The following is a 24161-nucleotide window of genomic DNA, read 5'->3' as shown; positions in this document are numbered from 1 at the left end:
TCCTTTGAGAAACTATCTCATATTGATGATTTTATCGACGACATATACGGTATTGCCCCGCCAAGGTAATACACCATGGTATTCTTTGTAATGGAGGTCGAAGAATTTCCCACTGTTTAGCTCCAATACTTGAAAGACGGAATCGTCAACAATGGAAAATTCAAATTCGTAGCTAGCTAATCCGCCTGTCTTTCCCTGGCCAATCCCTTCTTGTATCAATTTTCCTTCATAAGTCTTGAAGATGTTTCCTTTTTTTACTGCAAAGTTCAATTTACCAGATTTTACACCTTCGCCAAATACGAAATAATATTTATAGTAAATAGTTCCTGAGCCTATGGCTAAAAGGATGAGGACAAGAATCAAAATAAATTTTTTGAATCCTGATTTTTTTTGTTGGATACTGTTTTCTTCCATTTGGATTGTTCGAAGTCTTGAACTAATGTAAAGAGAATACTTGATAAATAGGAGCTTCCCCAAAAATAAAAAGGGAGATTTTCAAAATCTCCCTTTTGGTACTCCTAACTTTTTCAGATATTGACAGATGCTGGTCAGAGTAGACTTAGCTTTATCTAATTCTCTCCATTTCTTGGTCAATAGCCCCCTGTACTTTAGCTCCTACAGGTACGAGTGGTAACCTGACGTAGTCTTGACCGATACCCATTTGTTGTAGGATATATTTTACTCCGCATGGATTTCCTTCAACAAAACATAGATCGGTAATCTCCAATAGTTCGCTATGGACCTTTCTAGCACTTACATAATCATGATGTGCACAATACTTGGTAAGACTCACTACCTTTGCGGGGTAAGCATTACCAACTACAGATATGACACCGACTGCACCCATAGCCATCATGGGAAGGGTAGCTGGGTCATCACCTGATATAAGCAGGAAGTGCTGAGGCTTGTCTCTTAAGATAGCACTGAATTGTGCAAAGTTAGCCGATGCCTCCTTAATTGCAACTATATTTTGGAAATCTTCAGCCAATCGTATTGTTGTCTCAGCGGTCATATTGCTTCCGGTTCGTCCTGGGACATTGTACAGGATAATAGGTAGTTTAGACGCTTCAGCAACGGCTTTATAATGTTGGTAAACTCCCTCTTGAGTTGGCTTGCTGTAGTAGGGAGATACTGAAAGGATTGCGCAATAGCTGCTATTGTCAAATTCAAGAATTTGATCAACCACTTCAGCAGTGTTGTTTCCCCCGATACCGGCAACCAATGGAATACGGCCATTCACCTGCTTGGCAGTAAAATCCCAGATACGCTTTCGTTCTTCCTTAGAAAGTGTAGCGACTTCGCCTGTAGTTCCTAAAGAAACCAAGTAATTCATACCTTCATTGATTTGAAGCTCAATAAGTTGTGCTAGGGCTTCAAAATCAATAGATCCTTCTGCATTAAACGGAGTGACTAATGCGACTCCTGCTCCGTGAAGCTCGTTCATTGTGTTGTTTTTGATTAGTGGATGTTAGTAATATAAAATATGTTTTTTTTTTGTTCCTTCCATACTACATATTTATTAAGGCTAATAAATCACGCTCGTTAATAATTGGAACTTGTAGTTTTTCCGCCTTGATGAGTTTGGCTGGACCCATTTTGTCTCCCGCAACAAGGTAATTGAGTTTTGCAGATATGCTACCAACCATTTTGCCACCATGATTTTCAATTATCGCCGTTAGCTCTTCCCTAGAAAAATCTGCAAATACACCGGATATCAAAAATGTTTTTCCTTCCAAACTATTGCTTTCCAATACGACTTCTTTTTCCTCAATTGCGAATTGGAGACCATATTCCTTCAATTTTTCAATTTGGCTCCGGTGTGCGGGAGCATTGAGGTAATGATGGACACTTTCTGCTATTCTACCTCCAATATCTGGTACTGAAGCAATCTCTTCAATAGTCGCAGTGGTCAAGGCATCTATATTTTTAAAGTATGAAGCTAGTTTCTTTGCAATAGTCTCTCCAACATGTCGAATTCCTAAGGCAAAAAGAACTTTTTCAAAAGGTTTCTGTTTGGATTTTTCAATCCCCTTTATCATATTGTCTATGGATTTTTGACCGAAGCGTTCCATTTGCTGCAGATCTTCTTCATGCTCTTTCAGTGCGTAGATGTCGACTACATTGCTAAGCAGGCCCTTCTTGAAGAATGTCTCGATCGTTTCATTCCCAAGTCCTTCTATATCCATCATTTTACGTCCAATAAAATGTTGCATCTTACCCACAATCTGTGGTGGGCAGCCGTCTTCATTTGGACAGTAATGCACGGCCTCGCCCTCTTCTCGAATTAGTTTGGATTGACACTCTGGGCAAAGAGTGGGGTAGTGGAAGGGAGATGCATCTGGTAGGCGCTTTTCTAGATTGACACTAATTACCTTTGGGATGATTTCTCCTCCCTTCTCAACATATACGGTATCCTGTGTATGAAGATCAAGTCTTGCTATTTCGTTAGCATTATGTAGAGACGCACGTTTGACGGTGGTACCAGCTAGTAGTACCGGTTGAAGATTAGCTACTGGCGTAACAGCGCCAGTACGTCCTACTTGATAACTGATAGATTTTAAAATCGTCTCCACACGTTCAGCCTTAAATTTATAGGAAGTAGCCCAACGCGGGTTTTTGGCAGTAAAACTTAATTCTTCTTGCTGAGCATAGTCATTGACTTTGATTACGATACCATCTATTTCATAGCTCAAATTATGTCTTTCGGTATCCCAATAATCAATAAATGAAAATACTTCGGATATGTCGTTACACAATTTGGTGTGGTCACAGACATGGAAGCCCCAGTTGCGCACAGCTTCTAGGCTTTCCCAATGCGTAGTGAATTGTTTTCGACGATTTTCAGTATATAAGAAATACAGGAAACAGTCAAGGGGTCGTCTAGCGACCTCTGCAGAATCCTGTAATTTTATAGTCCCAGCTGCAAAATTTCGAGGATTTGCATAAGTCTGATCTCCATTTTCCTCACGCTCCTTGTTTAATCTCAGGAAGGCTGATTTGTGCATGAAAATCTCTCCTCGAATTTCAAATTCCTCAGGAAAATCTGTAGTCTTGAGTGTGAGTGGGATGCTCCTGATAGTTTTGATATTAGTTGTCACATCATCTCCTTGTGTACCATCGCCTCGGGTCACACCTTGCACTAATCTGCCATTTTGATAAGTCAGACTAATAGAGAGACCGTCAAACTTTAATTCGCATACATATTGAAAATCATCACCAATTATTTTGCGTACCCGCTGGTCAAAATCGCGAAGTTCATCTTGACTATATGTGTTGCCAAGCGAAAGCATTGGCCAACGATGTTTAACAGTGTTGAATTTAGAAGTAATGTCTCCTCCGACACGTTGTGTTGGAGAGTTAGGGTCAGCAAATTGAGGATATTGCAGTTCAAGGGCCTCTAATTCTTTGAGCTTCTGATCAAAATCGTAATCCGAAATCAAGGACTGCGCCAAAACATAATACTGGTAATTATAATGATTCAGTTCCTGAGTGAGTTGTGCTATTTTTTCTTGAATTTCAACTGCTGACATATCTAGCGAAATTACAAAAAATAATGCCTCTAAAGCAATTATAGTGCTTTTTTAATAGCAAAAATATTGAATTAAAATCTATGCTCTTTTATGCGTTTTGCGGAACGTCGACGTCTGAGGTCCTATTTGAAATTTTTGTCGGGAAGCTCAGAGAATTTTCGATGATTATTCACGAAGAAATCCCAAATGATGCAACCTTTGTATTTTCCCGTTGTATTTTCGAATCGTGTTTGTTCATTACGTTTTTCTGCTGTTTTGAAAATATTTAGGAAAAAATATTGATGTGATCGGCTTATCGCCCACGCGTCTTTGAACTTTTTCTCTAACAAAAATTTAATCAAAGCGGCCAAATCTAACCAAAGCCGAGCAAAAATAACCCATATCGCAGTCCAAAATGGGAGATTTTTTTGTAGCATGACGAGGTTATTTCTAAAATTGAGGTACGTCTTTTTAGGATTGCTGGTATTGAGGGTGCCTCCACCGACATGGTACACGACTGATTGGGAGCAATATCCAATCTTGTAGTCCATCTTTTTTAAGCGCCAGCACAAATCAATTTCCTCCATGTGGGCGAAAAAATCTGCATCAAAGCCTTTCGCTTCTTTCCACGCATGGCTTTTAATAAAAAAGGCTGCACCTGATGCCCAAAAGATCTCCCTTTCATCATCATACTGACCATTATCTGATTCCAATTGATCCATGATACGTCCCCTACAAAACGGATATCCGTAACTGTCAATGAAACCACCGGCACCACCAGCATGTTCAAACTTTGTTTTTTCGTGGTAAGCCAATATTTTGGGTTGTGCTGCTACCATATCCGAATTGGATTCCAGCATATCGATTACTGGAGCTATCCAATTTTCAGTGACTTCGACGTCTGAGTTCAGCAAGATGTAGTAGTCCGCTTCTACATGTTCCAAGACTTTGTTGTATCCTCCCGCAAAGCCATAGTTTTGATCATTTTGAATAATGGTGATTTGCGGATAGTACTCTTGGACAAAAGCTACTGATTTGTCAGTAGACATATTGTCTCCAATGATAAACTCGATATTCGGATAGGCACTATTATATACAGAAGGAAGAAATTTTTCCAAGAAAAACTCTCCATTCCAATTTAGAATGACAAGGGCAACTTTAGGATAATTCATTACATTCTACGTTTTCGCTTCCAACGTCTGTGCGACCATAGCCAATATTCGGGTTGTTCTCGGATAATATCCGCTGTAAATCGATTATGTAGCTTCGTGATTTCGTGTTCTTCATACTGAGAGGCATCTTCTACTAAAGTAGTAAATTTGCAGTAATAATGTCCTCTTTTTTCTTTTCGTCCGATATGGCAAAAGACAACTGGATTATGTGTAAGTCTGGCAATTCTCTCCGTACCAGTATAGACCAACGTCTCTTGATTCAAAAATTGGAGAAAATAGTCCGAATCTTGGTATACTGGTGTTTGGTCGGCTACAAACATACTGATATGAGGCTGTTTTTTAAGCTTGACGATATGCCTCAAAATCTGTTTCATAGGGACCATTGTTGCACCAAATCGACCTCTTATACTATTAAATATATGGTTAAAATCTTTGTTATTAAGCGGCTTGTATATTATCAAAACAGGGTTGTCAGTCATCAGGCTGACACGGTGTATCCCAAGCTCCCAATTACAATAATGTGCGGTAACTCCTATGACAGCTTTGCCACTATCGAAGTGACGATAGACTTCTTCTGGATTAATGAGTTCGATGCGCTTCATTACCTCCTTGGCTGAAATCGTTCTCATTTTTACAGCTTCAACAATGAGGTCCGGAAAAAAACGATAAAATTTCTTAGCTATTAGTAGTCGTTCCTGCTTTGTTTTTTCTGGAAAAGCATTACTTAGATTTGTTAGAACTACCTTTTTACGGTATTTGACAACGTAAAATAGAAGATAGTAGAAAAAGTCTGAAAGCAGATACAGCACCCCAAAAGGTAATATCGAAAGGCAAAAAAGGATACCTGACAAAATTTTTATCTTCATGCTGTATTTCTTGAAAAGCTATTTTTTACAAATATCCTTAATTTAAGTTACTTTTGCCTAAAAATAAAGCTCTATTTTCAATTTATGGTCAACCAACTCATTCTTCCAGTATGCTATTTGCCACCGGTTTCTTATTTTCATGTTATTCAAAAACAGGATGTACCCATTGTATTGGAGAAATATGAACATTATCCCAAACAAACTTATCGTACCAGAGCCAGTATTGCAACGGCTAATGGTAAGCTTGATCTTGTCGTACCTATAATCCACAAACGAAAAAATCATGTAGCGATGAAAGATATCCGAATCAATTATGATCATCCATGGCAGCGATTACACTGGCTGAGCATACAAGCAGCTTATAGAAGTTCGGCATATTTTGAATTCTATGAAGATGATTTTGCTAAACTTTATACGGAGAAGTATGAGTTTTTATTTGATTTCAACTATCAGCAATTGACGTTAATATTGAGATTGATGAAGATTAATAGGTCTATTTTAGAGACTACGAGTTATCAGGGCGCGTATCCTGATGATTTGGATTTACGGTCGTCTTTTATGCCAAAGAAAGAATCTCTGTTCGAAAATCCTAAACCTTATTATCAGGTGTTTGAGTCCAAAAATGGATTTATGCCTAATATGAGTAGTATAGATCTACTTTTTAATCAAGGCCCACAGGCAAAGAGCTTTTTATGAGAAGTTATTTAGTTGATACGCAAACTTTTTTCGCGCTAAGGTGTTTCCTGATAAAGACACTCTTTATAGATGGCAAGAAAGATTATTTTAATACTTTTATCGGTTTTTATATGCATTGGTGTATTCGGCCAATCTAGTTCTGATACCATACATTATCGTAAAATCTATTATTTCGGAGGGACGGGTATGGCTTTTCCAATGGGAAAGACTAAAGACATACTGAGCCCAAAATTCTCAGGAAGTATGGGGTTGGATATCTCGCTAAAAGATAGTCGTTTTTATCTTTTGCCAGTCTTGTATACGCTATCTTTTGGCTATAAACAAGAAATTGAAGATGAGCTCACCCAATATAGGATTAGTAATGGTGATGCTACGTTTTACAACCTCAGCTTGTCTGCTGGCATGCGTAAGCAATATCGTCAGTTGAATACTTATGCTTATCTGGGGCCAGGCTTTGGTCTTTTTCTGGAACCGCGGGCTCTTGTGAGGCCAGAGACTTCCATTGTTGAAATAGAGAAAAAATCCAAATTCAACATTTCATCCAAATTAGGAGTGGGAGCCGATTATAAGTTTAAGGGCTTTTTCCTTGGTCTTGAGCTTGGATACGTCCGCAGCTTTACCAAAATCCAAAATACACCTATTCATGCACTCACGGTGATGGTCGGTTTAAAATCGGATATTACCAGATTGGGAGACAAGGTGGTGTCGGTACTCGGTGTAGATGGAAGCGTAAGCGGAAAAGATTAACGGAAGTCTTCGTCTGGTAGAAATGTTTATCTTTAATATGTTGAAGTAATTGACTCCCAATAGTATTCAATTAAGTATGGTATATGGTATGTATAAATGGAAGAGAGTGGGTAAAATTGCCCAAATCTTATCTAAGTATGGATTTAGTGAACTGATATCGCGATCTAATATTGATTCAATCGTGCCTGATAGCGTCCTGCATTGGAGTACACACACAGAGCGAATTTTTGAAAAAGATTTTAATGTAAGGGTGAGACTGGCTATTGAAGAGCTTGGTCCGACTTTTATTAAATTGGGACAACTGCTCAGTAATCGTGAAGATATTATCCCGAGCGAGTTACGAATGGAACTAGCGAAACTCCAGGATGATGTTCCTGCTGAAAAAATAGATGTCGTGGCTAGGTTGCGTGCACACTTTGATATCGACGCTGACGAGCATTTTGATTTTATTGATTCGATTCCGCTGGCCGCAGCTTCCATTGGACAAGTATACAAAGCAAAATTAAAATCGGGGAAAGAGGTTGTTCTTAAAATTAAGAGAAGCAATATTCAGGATACAATTTCCGCCGATTTGGCGTTCATCAAGGATCTGACTAAATTTTTGGAGCAAAAATATGAGGTAATCCATAAAATGAATCTTTACCAGATTATACTATCCTTCGAAAGTTCGATTATGAAAGAACTATCCTTTGTCAATGAATTAAACAATATTGAACGCTTTCGTACTAATTTCAAAGGAAATGAAGCCATCTATATTCCGGTAATCTTCCGGAAGTATTCTGATGATGAAATTCTGTGTATGGAATACATCGATGGGGTCAAAATTAATGACATAGAAGGATTAGCGTCTATAGGTGTGAATCCCCATGCTATTGTACAAAATGGGTTAGATCTTTATTTGGAGCAGGTGTTGGAGCATGGCTTCTTTCACGCCGATCCACACCCTGGCAACCTTTTTGTAAACAAGATGGGACAGGTTGTATTTATCGACTTTGGGGCCATGGGGTTTATGATTCCCCAAGATAGATCCGTCATCGAATCTATGGTGATTAATTTTTTGATGAAAGATGCAAGAGACCTGATTCGGAATATTAAAAAACTCGCAGTGGTTCATCATATAGAGGATGAACGTCGGTTAGAGAGGGATGCGTATGAAATTTTTGAACTATTAGAACAGAATTCTTTGGCGAATTTATCTGTTTCATCCATGATGAGAATGGTAAATAACATTTTGCAGCGTAATCACATTTTGATGCCAGACTTTGTGTATATCCTCCTTCGAGGTGTTATTCTTTTAGAGGGGGTGGGACATCAATTAAATGCAGATCTCAATATTCCTAAAAGTATTAGCCCTTTTGCTGATAAGATTGCTAAGGAAAAAATATCACCTCACAATATCAAGAAGCAAATTCTTGAAAAGGCTAAGTTTGTTAAAGGGATAATGGGGGACGTTCCCGAAGATTTATCTTATTTATTGGATAAGGTTAAGCATGATAAGATACTTTTGAATCATCACATCAAAGAGTTCGATAGTTTTCAAATTATCTTGCATAGGCTGGGTAATAAGGTCATATTGGCGATATTAGCCATGACTTTTGGCATCGGGTCTAGTATTATGGCGCATGGTAAAGTTGGTTATTTACTTTGGGGAATTCCAATTTTCTCATGGATTGGATTTACAATGAGTTTTCTCTTGACGACAGCACTGCTGTTGCAACTATTTCGATCTAGGTGAAAAAGAGTAAATATATGAACAATAAACCTTCACGATTTTCGTTTATTATATCGAAATGCATAAACATTTCATAATTTAGGTTAATAATTGGTTTGGAACCCCTGATGCGCCCGCTTCAGGGGTTCCTTTATATAAAATATCTACTTATAATCTTTCTATGAGTGTTTTATCCTATGTCTAGTTTTTTGGCATTCTTGACTTTCTTATCTAAAAGGGCAAGCTTGATGACTTCCGACATTTCGGTCACATAGTGGAAATTGAGATCTTTGACATAATCTTCTTTTATTTCTAAAATATCCTTTTGATTAGACTTGCAAAGTATGATTTCTTTGATATTGGCGCGCTTGGCTGCCAGTATCTTCTCTTTAATACCACCCACAGGAAGTACTTTTCCGCGGAGAGTAATTTCACCAGTCATCGCCAACTTAGCCTTGACCTGTCGCTGCGTAAATAATGAAGTTAAGGCTGTCAACATAGTAATGCCCGCGGAGGGGCCATCTTTTGGTGTCGCTCCCGCTGGCACGTGTATATTGACATCCCATTGGTCAAATACTTTATAATTGATTCCAAAATCCTCGGCATGTGAGCGTAAATAAGCCATAGCTATACTGGCAGATTCTTTCATAACCTCGCCTAAATTACCAGTTAGGTTCAATTTCCCTTTGCCTGGGCTTATACTAGATTCTATGAACAGAATGTCACCACCGACCGAGGTCCATGCTAATCCTGTTACCACTCCTGCAACCTCGTTATTCTCATACATATCTTTATCAAAGATTGGAGCACCCAATATGTCTTCCACATCATTTTCAGAAATACTAGGATTAAATGCTTTTTCCATTACAATACGCGTTGCGATGCCTCTTACTACTGATCCTATTTTCTTTTCTAAACCTCGAACTCCAGATTCTCGAGTATAGTCCTCTATTATTTTCTCGATGACTTTCGGACGGATAGTGATATCTTTTGTCTGGAGGCCGTGCATTTCCCGCTGCTTAGGAAGTAGGTGTTTTTTCGCGATTTCAATTTTTTCTTCTATTGTATATCCATTTACCTCTATTATCTCCATACGATCCAATAAGGCAGGTTGCACGCCGCTTAATGAGTTAGCAGTGGCGATGAACATCACTTTAGATAAATCAAAGTCCATTTCTACATAGTGATCGTAGAAGGCTGTATTTTGCTCGGGGTCGAGCACCTCCAGAAGTGCAGACGATGGGTCGCCTTTGAAGTCAGCCCCAATTTTGTCGATTTCATCAAGGACAAATACAGGATTAGAGGTTCCCGCTTTTTTAAGAGATTGGATGATGCGACCAGGCATGGCTCCAATATATGTTTTGCGATGACCTCTGATTTCAGCTTCATCACGTACACCCCCTAGGGCCATGCGGGTATATTTGCGTCCTAGAGCTTTGGCAATTGACTTTCCAAGGGAAGTTTTACCAACACCTGGAGGGCCTACTAGACAAAGAATAGGGGCTTTCATATCGTTTTTTAGCTTCAAGACGGCTAGATATTCTACGATACGTTGTTTTACTTTTTCTAATCCATAGTGGTCTTTGTCCAATACACGTTGCGCACGTGCCAAGTCAAAGTTGTCCTTTGTATGTTCGCCCCATGGAAGGTCTAAGAGCAATTCCAAATAGTTCAATTGTACGGAATAGTCAGCTGCTGCCGGGTTGATGCGTGCTAGCTTTTCAATTTCTTTGTTGAAGTGTTTGGCAACATCATCTCTCCATTTCTTGGTTCGGGCTCTTTTCTTTAATTCTTCGAGTTCTAGGTCGGGGGTGCTCCCTCCAAGTTCCTCTTGGATTGTTTTCAGTTGTTGATTTAAAAAATAATCACGCTGTTGTTTATCGAGATCGACACGTACTTTATTTTGGATTTGATTTTTAAGCTCTAATAGTTGGATTTCTGTAGTCAAATATTCCAATAGTTGTTTGGCTCGTTTGTCAAAATCCTTCATTTCTAGAAGTTCCTGCTTAGATTCCATTTCAAGACTCATGTTCGAAGCAATGAAATTGACTAAAAATGTAGGGCTTTCAATATTCTTGATGGCAATTCCAGCTTCACTTGGCAAATTCGGAGATAGCTGAATGATTTGCAGGGCCAGTTCTTTGATAGAAGATATCAAGGCTTTGAACTCCTTGTTTACCTTTGGTTTCTCCTCTTTAAAGCGCTCAACTTTTGCCTTTAAGTAGGGATCCGACTGCACCACCTCGTTTAGACGAAAGCGTTGTTTGCCCTGTATGATTACAGTGGTATTACCATCAGGCATTTGTAGTACTTTAATGATATTGGCCACTGTGCCAACCTTGTTAAGGTGTTCAAAACTAGGGTCTTCGATGGTCATGTCTTTCTGCGACACAACACCAATCGTTTTGTCACCTTTATAAGCATCTTTAACTAATTTGATGGACTTGTCTCGCCCTACCGTAATAGGGATTACAACGCCAGGGAATAGGACCGTATTGCGAAGGGGAAGAACGGCCAATATTTCAGGAATGTCGGCATTGCTCATCTCATCCTCATCTTGTTGGGATAATAATGGGAAAAACTCGGTATCTTCATTTATGATAGGAATCGCTTGATTAAAATCAAAGGGTTCGAATTTGCTCATATGATATTGTTAAGGGTCTAAACAGACAGGCTGTCAGGTGTGTTCGTTTTAAAACTAGAAAAAATCTTCTAATTCTAATGTGCAAGCGTGGTGCCAAGATTAAAATTGGTACCATTTGTGCTATATTATAACTGACGGACTGAAAAAAAGGCAGTCTATTGATATGTTTATGTCATAGTATCAGTAGGAGAATTGAAGTAAATATACTAAGATTGCATGAATGGAAGTTATATAAGTTAGGACTGCGGATGTAAAATGTGGAAATGTGCATAACTTCTGATTGCAGCTTTAAACTATTTGAATCATTTTTACTCTATTACAGGGGTGGGGTGTTTCTATAGTACGCACCCTATGTTTTTTACAAAATAATATTAAATATGAAATGTCCCATATATGCAGTTTTGTATTCGCAAATGATGGTCGGGATGTTCCATACAAGGTTTATAGATAATTTAATACAAATATGAGACTTAATTTCTTAAACATCACTTTGAAAAATGCCAAATTAGGATTAGCGACTTTGGCAATGGCTTTTTTTGCTTTTAGCGCTAATGCTCAGCAGAAGGAAACGGAACATAGTAATCCTAATGTAAGATTAGGACAAAAGGCGCTTTTGGATGGTGACTTTAAAGGAGCGGCGACACATTTGGAAAAAGCTCTTCCAAAAGAAGGAAGTGATCCTAATGTCCTTTATATGTTAGGATATTCTCAGTTTCACAATGGGGATTTCAAAAAAGCAGCAGATACATTTGGTAAAGTAGTGACATTGGATGCCAAAAATGGCACCGCATATTATTATAAGGCCAAAGCGACTAATAATTTGGCTGTGCAAGTGGATTCTAAATTGTCAAATGCTAACCGAGAGCAACTTTTAAAAACGGCTACAGAAGATTATTCAAAAGCTATTGCGCTTAACTCCAGTGATTCTAAATTGTACCAAAATAGAGCTATTGCTTATCGCGACTTAGGTATTTTGGTAGGTACAACGGGAGCTGCAAATTATAATAAAGCAGCAGCCACAGATGCTTATAATAAAGCTATTGCAGACTACGAAAAATTATTGTCTTTTGATTCATCGAGAAAAGATATTCAGAAAGAAGTTAAAAAAGCCACTGTCTACAGAGATAATTTGAAATAAGTCTAGTACTTATGCACAGAAAAAGGCCCCGGTTTTAAACCAGGGCCTTTTTTGTTCGATAATTTCCATAGAGTTGTTTTTGCCAAATTACTTCAAAGTTGGATTTATTTTTAAATTTGTATTGTTAGCAACAAGGTTATGCAGATATACAGTTACAGACGAGTGTTTTACAGCTGTATCACGGCGGTACTTGTTGTTCTCCTGTATCAGCAATCTGTTGTTGCCCAAGAGTTTCCTCTAGCTACACAACTGGGAGATAGTACGTGGCGCGAGCTGAAGCTAAAAAAAGCCTTACGAGACAGTTTGCTACTTCCCAACTACGTCGATACCATTTACGAGAGCAAGAAAAATTTTTGGAGAGCTGCTGCTGAATGGACCGCTACGCAAGCCTTTCCAGCATCGTTCAACTACTTCATCCGTAAAGATCCTTACTCACATATCAGCTTTCAGAATTTTTTGGATCATCAGCGTATAAAAGCTTGGAAATGGGACGACAATGAGTTTATGACTAATCAGATAGCTCATCCTTATCATGGACAGCTATACTTCAATTCGTTTAGAAGTAATGGATATTCTTTTCTATCATCATCTATTGCAACATTTGCAGGTAGTTACATATGGGAAACGGGGGGCGAGACTCAAGCACCGTCTATTAACGACTTGGTGAATACGACTACAGGCGGAATTGTATTGGGGGAAATGACGCACCGAATTGCCAATAATATTTTGGCAAAACCTGCCGATGGATTTCATAAGCATGTCAATGAAGCCTTAGCTTTTTTGATTAATCCCATCAATGGGTTGAATAGATTGATTGATGGAAAATGGGGGAAATACGATAGACGAAATCTAGCCGATTCTTCTGTCGTTACCGCCGAAGTAGATATGGGGATTAGAAGATTTGACAGCAAAGTGTCTAGTCTTTTGGAAAAAGGGAAGAATGCTGCTTATGGAAGGTTAAGGATTCTTTATTCAGCAGGTGACAGTGAATATAAAAAGCCATTTGAGGAGTTTTTTGTCAACCTAGAAGTGGGCAGCGATGATAGTTCATTTGTTAACGCTGTCAATGCTTATGGTGTCTTATATGGTGAACCTCTTGTTATCAAGTTGCCTGGAAAACATTACGGGACTATTACGGCCAACTATGATTTTATTTATAATGAAGCTTTTTTCTATGGAGGACAAAGCGTCAATTACAACGTACTTTCTACTTTTGTTTTAGGACGAAAGAATTTATTGAAAACATCTCTGGGTGCGGGTTTTGTCTTACTATCTGCTATTCCCGATCCGCATCTTCTTTACGGGGAAAGCCGAAATTATAATTATGGGTCAGGGTTTTCGGTCAAGTTTGACTCCGAGTTAAATCTATTCGGAAGATTCAGGATAGCCGCTGCGTATAATGGCGGCTATTCATATACTTGGGAGAAAAGTGGAAACGCTTCTACTTACTACCTGCATACCTTTGCTGCCGATTTTGGAATTCGTTTCTATGAGGACCTCTCCCTGAATGTCAATTCGGGCTATTATAGGTTGGAAGGTGAATTTAAAGACTACCCAGATTTGGATAAAACTTATCCTTTTGCTCGGATTTCACTGGGGTACAATATTCGATTCTAGTGTGAGGGGATTACTATTCCAATCCCCCCTTATACCCTTTATCTTTTGTAGTTGAACCATTTAATCATTTCTTTAAAACTTGCTTTCTTTCCATACATCAATATACCCACTCTATAGATACGGGCAGCTACCCAAGTAGTAAAGAGAAAACCGCCAATGAGTAATAGTGCGGAGACTATAATATGCCAGAGCGGTACTCCGAATGGAATACGTACAAGCATAGCAATCGGTGAGGTAAGCGGAATGAAACTTAGCCAAGTAGCTACAGGACCATTTGGATCGTTGACCAATACCCCAAAAGAGAGAATGTATGTCAGCAATAATGGCATAGTGATTGGCATGGTAAATTGTGAAGCTTCTGTCTCACTTTCTACAGCAGATCCTGCTGCTGCAAAGAGGGCGCTATACAATAGATAACCACCTATGAAGAAGATGAAGAAGCAAATAATGAGCTCTGTGAAATTAATCGATTGCATCGCATCTTGTAAATCAAAACCAGACTGACTTAAAGCAGAGGTCTGTTGGGTATTCGGTTGATTGCCGACAGCACTGCTTAGGTCTTCTTTCGTCATAATGGTAGATGTAGCGATGGCAGTCAACGAAACCGTGAGCAATAGCCATAGAATAAATTGGGTGAGCCCCACCATGCCAATGCCGATGATTTTTCCGAGCATCAATTGAAATGGCTTTACACTGGATATAATGACTTCTACTATCCGGTTGCTTTTTTCTTCGATGATGCCACGCATCACTTGTGCACCATAAAGGAAGAGTGAAATATAGATTAAGATAGACAATGCCATAGCGATGCCCATAGCCACCTCGGTGTGACTTGCTTTGTCATTCCCCGTTTGGGTCAACTCTTTCGCTATTAGATGGATTTGAGGATTTATGCTGTCCAGTGTCTGGATGTTTATTCCTGCTTTTTTGTATTCATAATTTCTGACTATTTGCTTAAGCTGACTTTCTATTTCCGATTGGGTTGCTATCCCCGACTTGCCAACAGTCAGGTATTCTATACGAGAGCTCTGATAAAAATCTTTTGGAATCACTAAGATTCCAGTGTTGTCCTTGTCTGCGTCTAGGCCTTTTCGCTGTTCTTCGAGCGATACCGAAGAAGCAATAAAGGTGATATTCTTATTGCTCTTTAATAGTTCCCCTGTATGGTTCTCTTGATCGATTATATATACTGTAGCATGTGAATCGTCAAAACTTTTCTTTGTTAGATAAAATATCAAAACATACATGCCAATAAAGAACAAGGGTACTAGGAAGGTGAGTAACAAAAAGCTTTTTTTCTTTACCCTAGAGAAATACTCACGTTTAATGATTAGTAAGACTTTATTCATGTGTGACGGCGATTTGTGGAGAAAGCGTGACCTTCTCAATGAAGATGTCGTGCATAGAAGGGATTTTTTCGATGATTTGGTGGATATTAATGCGAGGGATTAAATAGGAAAGCGTGTCATTCAATTTGATACCATGGTTTAGTTTTATTGTCATTTTCATAGCTGGTTCTTCCCGCTCCAAATGATTGACAATCTGGTAGAGGTGGTCATTATCCAATGGGCCATTGGGGGTATCATATTGGATAGTATAGGTCTGATTTCTATATTTTTCTTTAATTTCTTTAACCGAACCATCTAAGATTTTTTTTGATTGATTAATCAACGCGATATTATCGCATAGCTCTTCCACTGTCTCCATTCGATGTGTAGAATAGATAATAGTTGCCCCCTTTTTATTGAGTTCTAAGATTTCATTTTGAATAATCTGCGCATTTACGGGGTCAAACCCTGAAAATGGTTCATCCAGGATGATGAGCGCGGGTTGATGTACTACAGTAGCTACAAATTGTACCTTTTGTTGCATTCCCTTACTTAAATCCTCCACTTTTTTGTCCCACCAAGATTCAATATGTAACTTTTCAAACCAATATTTAATTTGGTGCGACGCTTCTGATCTTGTTAAGCCTTTCAGTTGAGCGAGATAGAGCATTTGGTCTCCTATCTTCATTTTTTTGTAAAGGCCTCTCTCTTCCGGTAGATACCCAATTTGTCCAATATGGTTGGGATTGAGGATTTCACCATTAAATAGAATCTGCCCTTGGTCAGGAGCAGTGATTTGATTTATGATTCGGATAAGGGACGTTTTGCCAGCTCCATTTGGCCCCAAGAGACCAAATATTTTACCAGCAGGTATAAATAAGGATACGTTATCTAAGGCTTTGTGGTCAGCATATTGTTTGACTATGTTTTGAATGTCAAGCATGTTAATTTATTTATGTCCGCTAAATTAAGCTAATTAATCTCACAAACTAAAAATGTTTAGGAGATTTTTGATAATTAGCGGTGTTTAATTTTCCAAGCAATTAATCATACCTTTGCGTTATGCAAGTAAAAAAAGCTGAATTCATTTGTAGTAATACAAGAGTAGACAAACTTCCAGAGCCTAAGATTCCTGAATACGCTTTCATTGGACGTTCGAATGTCGGTAAATCCTCCTTGATAAATGCCATGGTAAATAAAAAGGGACTCGCTAAGACGTCTCAAAAGCCAGGAAAGACACAGCTAATCAACCACTTTATTATCAATGACGATTGGTATTTGGTGGATTTGCCGGGATATGGTTTTGCCAAAACCTCCAAAAGTAATCGGTCAGAGTGGGAAAAATTTATCCGCAGATATTTAACCCGTCGGGAGAATCTTCAATGTGTATTTGTGTTGGTAGATAGCCGATTGGAACCACAGAAAATAGATTTAGAATTTTGTTGTTGGTTAGGTGAGTGTGGTATTCCTTTTATGTTGGTTTTTACAAAATCAGATAAGCAGTCCGCAGTCAAGTCGGATGTCAATATAGCTAAATTCAGAAAGGCGCTCTTGGAATGGTTTGAAGAGGTGCCTCCTCATTTTTTGACATCTGCTGAGTACAAGACAGGATGCGAGGATATTCTTGCCGTTATTGATGATATCAACGGTAGATTTGTGATTCCTGAAATCGATACCTTGCCTTAATCCCTATATGAAAAAGTATTTTTCGTTAGTCTTATTTGCACATAGTGTATTTGCTCTTCCTTTTGCTTTGATTGGTTTTTTCTTAGCCGTCAAGACCACCTCACATTCATTTGAATGGATCAAATTGATCTTGATGTTGGTCTGTATGGTGACTGCAAGGAATGCTGCGATGGCTTTTAATAGATATCTTGATCGGTACATCGACGCCGATAACCCCCGAACGGTTACACGTGATATCCCTGCTGGGCGAATTACTGCCAATCAGGCCTTGATATTCACCATTGTGAATAGCCTAATTTTTGTTGGAGCTACATTTTTCATCAATTCTTTATGTTTCTATTTGTCTCCAATTGCACTTTTTGTGGTTTTATTTTATAGTTATACAAAAAGGGTAACGCCATTGTGTCATCTAGTGCTCGGAGCCGGGTTGGGATTAGCTCCTATAGGCGCATATCTTGTTGTTACCGGGCAATTTCATATAGTTCCTGTCTTTTACGGCATTGCTGTGATGACTTGGGCTGGCGGATTTGATATCATCTATGCTTTGCAAGATGAAGCATTCGACAGAGCGAATCAATTGAAGTCCATTCCTGTACGTTTTGGAACAAGAGGTGCCCTGCGAATATCCGAAGTATTACATGTCCTATCTTTTGTATTTGTGCTGTTGCCTGTTTTATACATGAACGTCAGCTGGTTTTACTACGCTGGTCTGGCATTTTATGCAGCCCTGCTTATCTTTCAGCATCGCATTGTAAGCCCTACTGATTTAAGTAGAGTAGGACGAGCTTTTATGACCACAAATGGCGTTGCTTCAGTCATATTTGCTGCATTTTACCTCTTAGATGTATTATTTTTACAATAATAGAATCATATTTTTTTATAAGTTTGCTCCAATATAATATCGAGAACAGTTGTCAGTTCTTAAAGAAATACTTTTATTTGCAGAAATCAATAAATATAGATGGCTAAAAATTTGCTCATAGTAGAGTCGCCTGCAAAGGCAAAAACAATTGAAGGTTATTTGGGTAAAGACTTTTTGGTAAAGTCCAGTTATGGGCATATCCGGGATTTGGTGAAGACAGATGACGCGATTGATACCGAAGATAATTTCAAACAAAAGTATGAGGTGCCTTCAGATAAAAAGGCGGTTGTCAGTGAGTTGAAGAAATTAGCAAAAGAAGCAGAAATGGTGTGGTTAGCGTCCGATGAGGACCGTGAGGGGGAAGCTATATCTTGGCATCTATATGAAACTTTAGGATTAAAAGAACAGAATACGAAACGGATTGTTTTTCATGAAATTACCAAGCCCGCTATACTAAAGGCTATTGAAACACCCCGTTCCATAGATTATAATCTAGTCAATGCTCAGCAAGCGCGCCGTGTATTAGATCGTTTGGTAGGTTTTGAATTGTCGCCCGTATTGTGGCGCAAGGTAAAACCATCTCTTTCCGCGGGGCGTGTACAGTCTGTTGCTGTAAGGTTGATTGTGGAGAGAGAACGCGATATCAATAAATTTGAGGCAGAGGCATCTTTTAAAATTGTTGCAATTTTTGTGACTGGAAAAGGAAAGGAGCAGTTTAAGGCTGAATTACCTCAGCGTTTTGAACAAGAGGTTGATGCAGAAAAATTTTTAAGGGACTGTATTGGCGCTTCGTTTTCTGTAGCTTCCTTAGATAAACGTCCTACCAAACGAAGTCCTTCAGCGCCCTTTACAACTTCAACGTTACAGCAAGAGGCCAGTCGTAAGCTAGGTTTTTCAGTAGCAAGAACTATGCAAGTGGCCCAACGGCTCTATGAAGCTGGACGGATTACTTATATGCGTACCGATTCGGTAAATCTAAGTGATACGGCCATACAAGCAGCGGAGACTGAAATTACCCAAGCTTATGGTGCTAAATATCATAAGTTAAGAAAGTATAAGACTAAAGCGGCAGGAGCTCAGGAGGCTCACGAAGCTATTCGTCCGACTTATTTTTCGGAACATACTATCGATGGCGATTCTTCCGAAACTAGACTGTATGAATTAATTTGGAAGCGTGCCATTGCTTCTCAAATGAGTGAGGCAGAGTTTGAAAAAACAACCGGCAAGATTTCAGTGTCCACGCGGCAGGAATTGCTAGTGGCTTCAGGCGAGGTGATGAAATTCGATGGCTTTTTAAAGGTATATATGGAGTCTATTGACGATGATAATGATGTTAGTCTGGATGATGACGCTTCAAACGCATTGCTCCCTCCTTTAGAGAATGGACAGCAATTGCAATTGAGGACGATGAATGCCATTCAACGGTTTTCAAGACCGCCAGCACGCTATACTGAAGCATCATTGGTTAAAAAATTAGAAGAATTGGGTATTGGACGACCATCTACCTATGCACCGACGATTTCTACAATCCAAAATAGAGGATATGTCGTGAAGGAAGATCGTGATGGAAGGGTTCGGAGCTATCAATTTTTGACATTGGAACATGGTGAGGTGAGTACGGTTACCAAAACAGAAGTAACGGGAGCCGAAAAGTCTAAAATGTTTCCGACGGATATTGGTGTGTTGGTAAATGATTTTTTGGTCGAACATTTCAAGGGAATCGTGGATTATCACTTCACCGCAAAGGTAGAGAAGGAATTTGATGATATCGCGCAAGGATTGACCGAATGGACCGAAATGATGAAGACATTTTATGTTCCGTTTCATAGTGAGGTGCAGGACACATTAGAAAATGCAGAACGTGCAACACACGAACGCGAACTTGGAGTCGATCCTGAAACAGGTAAACCCGTGACTGTGCGTGTCGGTCGGTTTGGACCATTAGTCCAGATCGGCAGTGCCGATGATGAGGAAAAGCCTCGCTTTGCATCTTTGCGAAAGGGGCAAATGATTGAAACCATTACTTTTGAAGATGCTTTGGAGCTGTTCAAGTTACCCAAAAAAGTAGGTGAATATGAAGAAAAAGATATGACGGTGGCCATAGGGCGATTTGGACCATATATTCGTCATGACGGTGCGTTCTATTCCTTGCCTAAAGGGAAAGACCCACACGATGTGACTGAATCGGAAGCTGTTGAGATTATAAAAGATAAGCGCCAAAAGGATAAAGAGAAGGTGATTCGAATATTTGACGAAAATCCAGAAGCAAAAATTGAAAATGGCAGATGGGGACCTTTTGTGCGTTTCGGAAAGCAAAATCTTAAGATACCTAAAGGCACTGCTGTAGAGTCTATTACTTATGAGGATGTGCTGAAATGGGCTGAGGCAGATGCCCCGAAGGGTAAGGCTGCCAAAGCGGGCACAAAGAAAGCTGCTCCTAAAAAGGCTACAACTGCAAAGGCGAAAAAAACAGCAACAAAAAAATAGGGACAGAATGCCTAAAAACAATGAAAAATGTGATTTGCTAGTTGGTGAATTCTTCATATTTAGACATCTGTTTTTAGTCGCCCATTAACGTTTAAAAAATAATATTCTGATGAAAAAAGACCTCCCAGATAATATTGTTGAAGATATATTGATTTCAGTAGTCTTAGAAGGAGATACCCCAACATCACAGGATTGGAAAGTGTATCTGATAAATGAGAAGGCTGTCCCATTAAGTAATGTATTGGTCAGCTCCAAGGGATACGGGGTGAAAGATGGACGGGATGTAAAGACTACTACTTTAAGACATTTTGTTGGCGAAGTGGCCCCCCTGTCCTTTGCAAAGATTGAAGCGATTGATAAAGAAGTCTTCGGATTGACAAATGAGTATTGGGTGAGTTATTACATCGATGGGGTGATATATGATAAAAAGTATATTTTTTTACCCGAAAGTATTGTAGACTCAAACCTGTCCAAAGTATCTTTTGTAAATAAGCCAGGTGTAATAATAGGAGGGAACGTTTAAACAATGACCGGTCGCCATAATTTTATTATTGCTATTGATGGATTCTCCTCTTGTGGAAAAAGTACCTTAGCAAAAGCGTTAGCTAAACGCTTAAAATTTGCTTTTATTGATAGCGGAGCAATGTACCGTGCGGTGACGTTGTATTTTTTAAAAAATCAAATCGGCTTAGAAGACGATGCCGCCATAGAACAGGCATTGGTAGACATTCACATTGATTTTATACCCAATACCGAAAAAACTGAAATTCATCTCAATAACGAAGATATCTCGGATGAAATTAGACAGATGTATATCTCCGATATGGTGAGTGAAGTGAGTGCCTTGAAAACGGTGCGCAGTGCAATGGTGGCGCAGCAGCAAAAGCTAGGCAAACGACGGAACATTATTATGGACGGACGGGATATTGGAACAACTGTATTTCCGGATGCAGATTTGAAGATTTTCATGACAGCGGATCCATCTGTACGTGCCGAGCGCCGATATCTTGAATTAAGTGCAAAAGGTGAGCAGGTGACTATGGCGGAAGTAATCGAGAATCTGGCCCACCGTGATCATATTGACAGCACACGCGCTGAGAGTCCACTACGTCAAGCGGAAGATGCAGTTGTATTGGATAATTCAGATATGAATCAGGAGGAGCAGCTTGCTTTTGTAATCAAAGAATACGAACAAAGAAAAGCTTCAAAAAGCGCTATCTAATTTTTTGTCAGAAATATGGAATACAAGATGGGCTGTACATTATGTACAGCCCATCTTGTATTCCATAAGTATTAAAAGCATAGTCTATTTAAGACTATTGATTTGTTGCTGTTCTTTTAGTTTTTCCACGTTATTCTGCTCTCCAAACTCGTCCGTTTTTTCTTGAAATGACGTTAAAAGATCTCGAATAGCGTCCGAATTATCTGCGGTTCGTTGATAGATTTCAGGAAGTATCTTTTCCAAATTTTTATCCCCAAGTTCTATATTATCAACTTCAATTTTGCCGATTTTCTCTAATACAGCTTGTTGACTGTTGCGCACACCATCTAGCTCGCGTACAATTTTTTCCATCAACTCAAATTTCTTCAATTTATCCATACTATCTAATTTAAATCGTTACAACTACAAAATATAACGTATTAACTTGTGAATTGTTTTATCGTGAGTTCATCGCACGTATGCAAATAGGTGTTTTTCATCTTGTAGTGTTTTGATTTTGAGTATGTTGTGTTTTGTGCTCGGAGTGCTTTTTTTCTTTTCTCTCTGCGCTGGAAATTGCAGGGGATGAAGCGTGTCGATTCTGATAAATTGGTTTGTTTAAATAAAAAAATCCCGTGATGGATAAAATCACAGGATTCAATAGTTTCTATTCTGATCAGCTTAGGTAGTTCTATCCGGATATTGAGACAATGCTTCTTCCAAGCAGCGTATTGCACTTTTTAAATCGGACTGATTCAGCACATATGCCATGCGTACTTCATTGATACCTGCTCCTGGTGTACTATAGAAGCCTGTTGCCGGTGCCAACATTACCGTTTGATTCTCATAGGAGAATGATTCTAACATCCACTGGCAAAACTTATCAGCATTGTCGATGGGTAATTTGGCTACCACATAAAAAGCCCCTCCCGGATTGGGACAGTATACACCGCTTATTTTGTTTAAACCGCTCACCAAGGTGTCACGACGTGCGGTATATTCTTTGGAAACTGCTTCAAAATAACTATCTGGTGTATCCACGGCCGCAGTTGCTGCGATTTGGGCTACTGCAGGTGGGCTCAAACGCGCCTGCGCAAATTTCAAGGCTACATTATAGAGTTCTTTATTTTTAGTCAGTAAACAACCTAAACGTGCTCCGCAGGCAGAGTAACGTTTAGAGACAGTATCGAATACAACGACATGTTGTTCCAATCCTTCTAAGTGCATGGGTGAGATGAATTCTTTTCCGTCATAACAAAATTCGCGATAGGCCTCATCTGAAAAAAGAAATAGGTCATATTTTAAGCATAGTGCTTTCAATGCCTCCAGTTCTTCTCGAGCGTAAAGGTAGCCTGTCGGATTATTGGGATTACATATGGCAATCGCCTTTGTTTTTTCTGTAATCAGCTTTTCAAACTCAGCAATGGGGGGGAGGGCAAATCCGTTGTCAATATATGACATGATAGGGGTAATAACAATATCTGAGGAATTGGCAAAACCATTGTAATTCGCGTAAAAAGGTTCAGGGATAATGATTTCCTCTCCAGGATTCAGACAAGCCTGCATAGCAATCGTAATCGCTTCAGAACCACCATTGGTCACTAGGATATCCGAAGCCGAAATATTATAGTTCAACTTGTTGTAATATTCTGCTAGTTTATTTCGATAAGTTGCAGTTCCTTCCGATGGAGTGTAGGCCCATACTTTGAAATCAATGTTTTTGATTGCATCGAGCATGATTTGCGGAGTCTCTATATCTGGCTGACCAATGTTGAGATGATAGATTTTCTTCCCTTCTTTTTTTGCCTTATCTGCAAATGGAGTAAGTTTGCGAATTGGTGACGCGGGCATATGGATGCCTTTCTGTGAAATTACTGGCATAGTAAAGCTATTCTAAAATTTGATGGTCAAATCTACAAATTTTTTGCTGTTTAGCGATTAGTATTCCATATTTAGATATAGATGGTCAAGATAGGTTAATCAATATATCAATTTTTATATGTGCGACTGTAGATTCCTGACATGAAGATAGTGGGGAATAACGCAAAAAGGCACCTAATTAAGGTGCCTTTTTGCGTTATTTTGATTTTTTTTATTCCACGATTCCTTTGATATAAAGCGTTTTGACAGGTGTCTTTGTATTGGAAGTCACTGTAAAGCTTTTTGTAAAAGGGCCTTTTGAAGCAGCATTGTAAGTCACTTTTACAACACCTGACTCTCCTGGTTTAATCGGTGTTTTTGTGAACTCCGCAACAGAACAACCACATGCTGGTTTTACATCTGAGATAATAACAGGTTCTGAACCTCCATTCGTAAACTTAAATTCATAGGATACGGGTTTCCCTACAGGGATGCTTCCAAAATCATGGGTCTCTTTTTCGAATTTAAACTCACCCTTACCTGTTTGCATTGAGGTAAATCCAACAAATGCAATCACGACTGCTATCATGGCGAAGAAATTTTTCATATTTCAATTGTTTTAGTTGTGTATTCTTAA

21 protein-coding genes are annotated in these 24161 nt (G+C 39.1%); 10 read left to right on the top strand and 11 right to left on the bottom strand.

Translation table 11 applies throughout. From position 1 onward, the window contains the following. Positions 1 to 12 precede the first annotated feature (12 nt). From OQ289_RS14455 to OQ289_RS14435, 5 genes are all read right to left on the bottom strand, one after another. Positions 13 to 414 carry a hypothetical protein gene (locus OQ289_RS14455; RefSeq protein WP_270087567.1) on the bottom strand — a complete coding sequence of 134 codons (402 nt, stop codon included), beginning with the start codon at positions 412 to 414 and terminating at the stop codon, positions 13 to 15. Positions 415 to 565: 151 nt separating this feature from the next. Next, positions 566 to 1444: a 4-hydroxy-tetrahydrodipicolinate synthase gene (gene dapA / locus OQ289_RS14450; RefSeq protein ID WP_270087566.1), complete on the bottom strand. Its 879-nt coding sequence runs from the start codon at positions 1442 to 1444 to the stop codon at positions 566 to 568. Between the two features lie 64 nt (positions 1445 to 1508). Further along, entirely contained in the window at positions 1509 to 3530 is a 2022-nt protein-coding gene (gene ligA, locus OQ289_RS14445; RefSeq protein ID WP_270087565.1) for an NAD-dependent DNA ligase LigA, read from the bottom strand. Positions 3531 to 3652: 122 nt separating this feature from the next. Then, on the bottom strand, positions 3653 to 4681 hold the full coding sequence (locus tag OQ289_RS14440; protein WP_270087564.1) for a glycosyltransferase family 2 protein: 1029 nt from the start codon (positions 4679 to 4681) through the stop codon (positions 3653 to 3655). Next, positions 4681 to 5547 (bottom strand): lysophospholipid acyltransferase family protein, encoded by an 867-nt coding sequence (locus OQ289_RS14435; RefSeq protein WP_270087562.1) that lies wholly within the window; start codon positions 5545 to 5547, stop codon positions 4681 to 4683. Before OQ289_RS14435 ends, OQ289_RS14440 begins: the two co-directional genes overlap by 1 nt. Before the next feature lie 84 nt (positions 5548 to 5631). Between OQ289_RS14435 and OQ289_RS14430 the strand changes: the two genes are divergently transcribed. From OQ289_RS14430 to OQ289_RS14420, 3 genes are all read left to right on the top strand, one after another. Beyond that, the gene (locus OQ289_RS14430) at positions 5632 to 6243 is read left to right on the top strand and encodes a WbqC family protein (protein WP_270087561.1); all 612 of its coding nucleotides are present in this window, start codon (positions 5632 to 5634) and stop codon (positions 6241 to 6243) included. A 69-nt stretch (positions 6244 to 6312) separates the two neighbouring features. Continuing rightward, positions 6313 to 6990 (top strand): hypothetical protein, encoded by a 678-nt coding sequence (locus tag OQ289_RS14425; protein WP_270087560.1) that lies wholly within the window; start codon positions 6313 to 6315, stop codon positions 6988 to 6990. A gap of 88 nt (positions 6991 to 7078) precedes the next feature. Continuing rightward, positions 7079 to 8725, top strand: coding sequence for an ABC1 kinase family protein (locus OQ289_RS14420; RefSeq protein ID WP_270087559.1), 1647 nt, complete (start codon positions 7079 to 7081; stop codon positions 8723 to 8725). A 166-nt stretch (positions 8726 to 8891) separates the two neighbouring features. Here the strand turns inward: OQ289_RS14420 and lon are convergent, their stop codons facing one another. Then, positions 8892 to 11345 (bottom strand): endopeptidase La, encoded by a 2454-nt coding sequence (lon, locus tag OQ289_RS14415; RefSeq protein ID WP_270087558.1) that lies wholly within the window; start codon positions 11343 to 11345, stop codon positions 8892 to 8894. A 490-nt stretch (positions 11346 to 11835) separates the two neighbouring features. Here lon and OQ289_RS14410 point away from each other — a divergent pair, with 490 nt between their 5' ends. Then, complete coding sequence (locus tag OQ289_RS14410) at positions 11836 to 12483, top strand: tetratricopeptide repeat protein (protein WP_270087557.1); 648 nt, start codon at positions 11836 to 11838, stop codon at positions 12481 to 12483. 138 nt (positions 12484 to 12621) lie between these two features. After that, positions 12622 to 14100 carry a DUF3943 domain-containing protein gene (locus OQ289_RS14405; RefSeq protein WP_270087556.1) on the top strand — a complete coding sequence of 493 codons (1479 nt, stop codon included), beginning with the start codon at positions 12622 to 12624 and terminating at the stop codon, positions 14098 to 14100. 38 nt (positions 14101 to 14138) lie between these two features. Here OQ289_RS14405 and OQ289_RS14400 read toward each other — a convergent pair whose 3' ends face one another. Then, entirely contained in the window at positions 14139 to 15449 is a 1311-nt protein-coding gene (locus tag OQ289_RS14400) for an ABC transporter permease (protein ID WP_270087555.1), read from the bottom strand. After that, the gene (locus OQ289_RS14395; RefSeq protein WP_270087554.1) at positions 15442 to 16371 is read right to left on the bottom strand and encodes an ABC transporter ATP-binding protein; all 930 of its coding nucleotides are present in this window, start codon (positions 16369 to 16371) and stop codon (positions 15442 to 15444) included. The genes OQ289_RS14400 and OQ289_RS14395 overlap by 8 nt, the downstream gene beginning before the upstream one ends. Before the next feature lie 119 nt (positions 16372 to 16490). Here OQ289_RS14395 and yihA point away from each other — a divergent pair, with 119 nt between their 5' ends. The 5 genes from yihA (at position 16491) to cmk (ending at position 21685) form a co-directional block, all read left to right on the top strand. Next, positions 16491 to 17114 (top strand): ribosome biogenesis GTP-binding protein YihA/YsxC, encoded by a 624-nt coding sequence (gene yihA / locus OQ289_RS14390; RefSeq protein ID WP_033562928.1) that lies wholly within the window; start codon positions 16491 to 16493, stop codon positions 17112 to 17114. A 7-nt stretch (positions 17115 to 17121) separates the two neighbouring features. Then, positions 17122 to 17976, top strand: a complete 855-nt coding sequence (locus OQ289_RS14385) for a 4-hydroxybenzoate octaprenyltransferase (RefSeq protein ID WP_270087553.1) — start codon at positions 17122 to 17124, stop codon at positions 17974 to 17976. Positions 17977 to 18075: 99 nt separating this feature from the next. Beyond that, positions 18076 to 20463, top strand: a complete 2388-nt coding sequence (topA, locus tag OQ289_RS14380; RefSeq protein WP_270087552.1) for a type I DNA topoisomerase — start codon at positions 18076 to 18078, stop codon at positions 20461 to 20463. Positions 20464 to 20572: 109 nt separating this feature from the next. Then, positions 20573 to 20986, top strand: coding sequence for a hypothetical protein (locus OQ289_RS14375; protein ID WP_270087551.1), 414 nt, complete (start codon positions 20573 to 20575; stop codon positions 20984 to 20986). 3 nt (positions 20987 to 20989) lie between these two features. Next, the gene (gene cmk, locus OQ289_RS14370; protein WP_270087550.1) at positions 20990 to 21685 is read left to right on the top strand and encodes a (d)CMP kinase; all 696 of its coding nucleotides are present in this window, start codon (positions 20990 to 20992) and stop codon (positions 21683 to 21685) included. Between the two features lie 84 nt (positions 21686 to 21769). Here the strand turns inward: cmk and OQ289_RS14365 are convergent, their stop codons facing one another. The 3 genes from OQ289_RS14365 to OQ289_RS14355 all read right to left on the bottom strand — a co-directional run bounded on the left by OQ289_RS14365 (position 21770) and on the right by OQ289_RS14355 (position 24131). Next, entirely contained in the window at positions 21770 to 22063 is a 294-nt protein-coding gene (locus OQ289_RS14365) for a hypothetical protein (RefSeq protein WP_033562923.1), read from the bottom strand. Between the two features lie 282 nt (positions 22064 to 22345). Then, positions 22346 to 23545 (bottom strand): pyridoxal phosphate-dependent aminotransferase, encoded by a 1200-nt coding sequence (locus OQ289_RS14360; RefSeq protein WP_270087549.1) that lies wholly within the window; start codon positions 23543 to 23545, stop codon positions 22346 to 22348. 211 nt (positions 23546 to 23756) lie between these two features. Further along, on the bottom strand, positions 23757 to 24131 hold the full coding sequence (locus tag OQ289_RS14355; protein WP_033562921.1) for a DUF1573 domain-containing protein: 375 nt from the start codon (positions 24129 to 24131) through the stop codon (positions 23757 to 23759). Between the last annotated feature and the right edge of the window lie 30 nt (positions 24132 to 24161).

Source organism: Sphingobacterium sp. SYP-B4668, from assembly GCF_027627455.1.
Lineage (GTDB): Bacteria > Bacteroidota > Bacteroidia > Sphingobacteriales > Sphingobacteriaceae > Sphingobacterium.
The sequence above is the reverse complement of the archived record's forward strand: the minus strand, read 5'-3'. Positions and strand labels throughout refer to the sequence as shown.

Excerpts from the sequence above, each read along its gene's own strand:
- OQ289_RS14455 (WP_270087567.1), bottom strand. The coding sequence starts at position 414 with ATGGAAGAAAACAGTATCCAACAAAAAAAATCAGGATTCAAAAAATTT.
- dapA (WP_270087566.1), bottom strand. The coding sequence starts at position 1,444 with ATGAACGAGCTTCACGGAGCAGGAGTCGCATTAGTCACTCCGTTTAAT.
- ligA (WP_270087565.1), bottom strand. The coding sequence starts at position 3,530 with ATGTCAGCAGTTGAAATTCAAGAAAAAATAGCACAACTCACTCAGGAA.
- OQ289_RS14440 (WP_270087564.1), bottom strand. The coding sequence starts at position 4,681 with ATGAATTATCCTAAAGTTGCCCTTGTCATTCTAAATTGGAATGGAGAG.
- OQ289_RS14435 (WP_270087562.1), bottom strand. The coding sequence starts at position 5,547 with ATGAAGATAAAAATTTTGTCAGGTATCCTTTTTTGCCTTTCGATATTA.
- OQ289_RS14430 (WP_270087561.1), top strand. The coding sequence starts at position 5,632 with ATGGTCAACCAACTCATTCTTCCAGTATGCTATTTGCCACCGGTTTCT.
- OQ289_RS14425 (WP_270087560.1), top strand. The coding sequence starts at position 6,313 with ATGGCAAGAAAGATTATTTTAATACTTTTATCGGTTTTTATATGCATT.
- OQ289_RS14420 (WP_270087559.1), top strand. The coding sequence starts at position 7,079 with ATGTATAAATGGAAGAGAGTGGGTAAAATTGCCCAAATCTTATCTAAG.
- lon (WP_270087558.1), bottom strand. The coding sequence starts at position 11,345 with ATGAGCAAATTCGAACCCTTTGATTTTAATCAAGCGATTCCTATCATA.
- OQ289_RS14405 (WP_270087556.1), top strand. The coding sequence starts at position 12,622 with ATGCAGATATACAGTTACAGACGAGTGTTTTACAGCTGTATCACGGCG.
- OQ289_RS14400 (WP_270087555.1), bottom strand. The coding sequence starts at position 15,449 with ATGAATAAAGTCTTACTAATCATTAAACGTGAGTATTTCTCTAGGGTA.
- OQ289_RS14395 (WP_270087554.1), bottom strand. The coding sequence starts at position 16,371 with ATGCTTGACATTCAAAACATAGTCAAACAATATGCTGACCACAAAGCC.
- yihA (WP_033562928.1), top strand. The coding sequence starts at position 16,491 with ATGCAAGTAAAAAAAGCTGAATTCATTTGTAGTAATACAAGAGTAGAC.
- OQ289_RS14385 (WP_270087553.1), top strand. The coding sequence starts at position 17,122 with ATGAAAAAGTATTTTTCGTTAGTCTTATTTGCACATAGTGTATTTGCT.
- topA (WP_270087552.1), top strand. The coding sequence starts at position 18,076 with ATGGCTAAAAATTTGCTCATAGTAGAGTCGCCTGCAAAGGCAAAAACA.
- OQ289_RS14375 (WP_270087551.1), top strand. The coding sequence starts at position 20,573 with ATGAAAAAAGACCTCCCAGATAATATTGTTGAAGATATATTGATTTCA.
- cmk (WP_270087550.1), top strand. The coding sequence starts at position 20,990 with ATGACCGGTCGCCATAATTTTATTATTGCTATTGATGGATTCTCCTCT.
- OQ289_RS14365 (WP_033562923.1), bottom strand. The coding sequence starts at position 22,063 with ATGGATAAATTGAAGAAATTTGAGTTGATGGAAAAAATTGTACGCGAG.
- OQ289_RS14360 (WP_270087549.1), bottom strand. The coding sequence starts at position 23,545 with ATGCCAGTAATTTCACAGAAAGGCATCCATATGCCCGCGTCACCAATT.
- OQ289_RS14355 (WP_033562921.1), bottom strand. The coding sequence starts at position 24,131 with ATGAAAAATTTCTTCGCCATGATAGCAGTCGTGATTGCATTTGTTGGA.